Source organism: Tabrizicola sp. (genome assembly GCF_031377265.1).
In the GTDB taxonomy this organism is placed as follows: domain Bacteria; phylum Pseudomonadota; class Alphaproteobacteria; order Rhodobacterales; family Rhodobacteraceae; genus JAUYQR01.
The window spans coordinates 1-1,771 of the sequence record NZ_JANMET010000201.1 but is presented as its reverse complement, the minus strand read 5'-3'; the positions used below and the strand labels follow the sequence as shown (position 1 = coordinate 1,771).

Annotated in this window: 2 protein-coding genes and 1 pseudogene; all 3 read right to left on the bottom strand. The window is 58.6% G+C overall.

Going from position 1 to position 1,771, the window contains the following annotated elements; translation table 11 throughout:
- Positions 1 to 595: pseudogene (locus RMO18_RS11545) on the bottom strand (DNA-directed RNA polymerase subunit beta); the annotation flags it as partial.
- A gap of 244 nt (positions 596 to 839) precedes the next feature.
- Positions 840 to 1,217: a 50S ribosomal protein L7/L12 gene (gene rplL, locus RMO18_RS11540; RefSeq protein ID WP_309666062.1), complete on the bottom strand. Its 378-nt coding sequence runs from the start codon at positions 1,215 to 1,217 to the stop codon at positions 840 to 842.
- A gap of 63 nt (positions 1,218 to 1,280) precedes the next feature.
- On the bottom strand, positions 1,281 to 1,771 hold a 491-nt coding region (gene rplJ / locus RMO18_RS11535; RefSeq protein WP_309666061.1), incomplete at its 5' end, for a 50S ribosomal protein L10.

Below are 1,771 nucleotides of genomic sequence, written 5' to 3'. Positions count from 1 at the left end.
CGTCCTTGGCGTCAAACTCGAAGTCGAGCCACGAGCCGCGGTAAGGAATGATCCGGCAAGCGAACAGCAGCTTGCCCGAGGAATGCGTCTTGCCCTTGTCGTGGTCGAAGAACACGCCGGGCGACCGGTGCATCTGACTGACAATCACGCGCTCGGTGCCGTTCACCACGAACGTGCCGTTATGCGTCATCAGGGGCATGTCGCCCATGTAGACGTCCTGTTCCTTGATGTCCTTGACCGACCGTGCCCCGGTCGTCTCATCGACATCAAACACGATCAGACGCAGCGTCACCTTCAACGGTGCCGCGTAAGTCATGTCGCGCTGCTGGCATTCATCGACGTCATACTTCGGCTTTTCCAGTTCGTATTTCACGAACTCAAGCACCGCCGTCTCATTGAAGTCCTTGATCGGGAACACCGACTGGAAGGTCCCCTGGATCCCTTCGCCATCCCGCGGCTTGTCACTGTCGCCGGAGCGCAGGAACAAGTCGTAGGAGGATTTCTGAACCTCGATCAGGTTCGGCATCTCCAAAACTTCACGGATTTTGCCGAAGTACCGCCGAATGCGTTTCTGGCCAACATAAGCTTGCGCCATGCTCGTCGTCACCTTTCATCAATTCGCTGGCGCACCACCCGTCGGGCCACGGGCGCGCACCGCATGCGAAGCAGGAAATGTGGGTCCAATTCATGCCGCCCGTCCCGTAGGGCAGCTCCCGAACCCGCACCGCGCCTGGGAAAAAGCTTTCGCAAAAGCCCCTTCCAAGACACGATTGGCTGGGCCCGAATTGCCTTCGGACCCAGCCTTGAAAGTCAGCCGGAGGTCGCCCTCCGAACCGTGATTACTTCAACTCGACCTTGGCGCCAGCCTCTTCGAGTTTCTTCTTCATGGTCTCGGCGTCGGCTTTGGTTGCGCCTTCCTTGACCTTGCCGCCAGCCTCAACGAGGTCTTTGGCTTCCTTCAGGCCGAGGCCGGTGATGGTGCGAACTTCCTTGATCACGTTGATCTTGTTCGGACCAGCTTCGGTCAGCACGACGTCGAACTCGGTCTGCTCTTCAGCAGGAGCCGCCGCCGCAGCCGACGGACCGGCAGCCATCATGACCGCGCCACCGGCGGCGGGCTCGATGCCATACTTGTCCTTCAGGATGGTTTTCAGTTCTTGTGCCTGGAGAAGGGTCAGACCAACGATCTCTTCGGCGAGTTTGTTCAGATCAGCCATTTTGTTTTCCGTTCGTTTAAGATGGGTTCCAACGGCGTGGGGTTCAACCACGCGGGTGCAAGATCAGGCCGCAGCCCTTTCTTCGATGGTCGACAGGATGCTCGCGATGTTAGACGCAGGCGCACCAATGGCCCCGGCGATGGCAGATCCCGGTGCTCCGATACACGACACGATCTGAGCGATAAGCTCTTCACGCGACGGCATGGAGGACACGGCTTTCACACCAGCCTGGTCCAGAACTGCACTGCCCATTGCGCCACCAAGAATAACGAAGTTTTCGTTGGTCTTGGCGTAAGCTTCGGTAACCTTGGCCGCAGCCACAGGATCTTCCGAATAGGCCAGTACAGTCATGCCCGAGAGCAGGTCACCCATCTTAATGCCGGGTTTCCCTTCAAGGGCGATCTTGGCGAGCTTGTTCTTGGCAACGCGAACGGACCCACCTACGTCACGCATCTTTGCGCGCAGGTCCTGCATCTGTGCAACCGTCATGCCCGCGTAGTGGGCAACCACTACGACGCCAGAGCTTTCGAAGATCTGGCCGAGTTCATCGACCA

Bases quoted from the DNA above. Each gene is read 5' to 3' on its own strand.
- rplL (WP_309666062.1), bottom strand. From the start codon at position 1,217: ATGGCTGATCTGAACAAACTCGCCGAAGAGATCGTTGGTCTGACCCTT.